At 52.6% G+C, this 1,320-nt stretch carries 1 protein-coding gene; it reads right to left on the bottom strand.

The genetic code is table 11. The features are described from left to right. Positions 1-30 precede the first annotated feature (30 nt). Positions 31-1,251, bottom strand: coding sequence for an ISL3-like element ISKox3 family transposase (locus tag N6P30_RS24305; RefSeq protein ID WP_000343760.1), 1,221 nt, complete (start codon positions 1,249-1,251; stop codon positions 31-33). Positions 1,252-1,320: the final 69 nt, after the last annotated feature.

Genomic DNA, 1,320 nt, shown 5'->3' with positions numbered 1-1,320 from the left:
ATGGGTCTTCCCCGATCATGGTGGGAAGGCTCAGAACGCCATATTCAGCTTTCCGTAGTGGAACATCACCCCCAGTTTAAAGCGCTCCCGGTTTCGGTATCCCCTGGCTTTTATCCTCAGCAGCCTGATCTTGCTGTTAAGTGCCTCCGCATTTCCGTTTGAGACACTGTGTCGCATCGCATTCAGGATCCCGTACAGCCTTTTTCCTATCGTTTTCGCGGCATTTTTCATCATGGGAACGTCACTGTTAGCCGCCAGCGCCAACCATCTCTGCCAGTCACTCCGTCTTTCCTCGCTCCATGGCCTGTTCCAGATATCCTTTGCCAGCTCTTTCAGCGCCCAGCACTGGCTCGTCAGCTTCATCTGTGCACGCAGCCACATCAGCTTTTCCTGCCGGGATTCGGTCATCCACTTATCGCTGTACTGCCACAGGAAGCGGGTTCCTTTTGCCTGGTGTCGGCTTTCAACAGGGAGGTGCGGATGTTCATTCTGACGGGTTTTATCAACTACCTCGCCCAGTTGCTTCGCCACATGGAAGCGGTCAAAGGCGATTTTCTCAACCGCACTGGGTAAGTGGATACGCGCTGCTCTTATATAGCCCGCGTTCATGTCCATTGAGAGCGTTTTGATAGCCAGCAACTGCCCATCAGTGAGCGTGCGAAGATAGCCGGCAAGACTCTCTGTGCCGCGATCATCCGTTAAGGCCAGCGCCCGACCATCGCGATCGGAGATCACCGTTATGTAACGATGTCCTTTTTTAAAGGCGACCTCATCCACATTCATATGACGGGCGGATAATGGCTTTTTTATCCGGGCAAGACCTCGCTTAACTGCCCGGGTCATAATGCCGTCAACCGCATTCCAACTGAGCTTAAGTTGCTTCCTGACAGCATCAACGGTGCTGATTTTCAGCCATGAGAGAACGAACGATTCGAATAGCAACGTATACCGGCTTCCGGGGCCAGCCCACGGAACAGGCAACGTCAGGCAGCCATGCTCCGGACACATAATTCGTGGAACATCGGCTTCAACAATAGTGGTGAACTGGCAGGTATCAAGATGGCGCCATTTACGATGACGGTGATCGTGAACAGAACAGGATTTACCGCAGGTCGGACAGGCTAGCCGGGTGTTTTCAGCGATCTCAATAGTGACAGTAACAGAACCGGCATTTTCATCGAGAGAAAGGGACTTTACCTGCCACGGATCGGACAGGTTGAGAATATGAGCGTAGAGGGACTTTTCGTCCATGGCGGTGACCTCTGGCGATTAAATACACCATTATCATGCCTTCAGCCACCACATCAAGGGAAGACCCAT

Origin of the sequence: Enterobacter sp. PL1, assembly GCF_945957325.1 — a bacterium.
Lineage (GTDB): Bacteria > Pseudomonadota > Gammaproteobacteria > Enterobacterales > Enterobacteriaceae > Enterobacter > Enterobacter roggenkampii.
The sequence above is the reverse complement of the archived record's forward strand: the minus strand, read 5'-3'. Positions and strand labels throughout refer to the sequence as shown.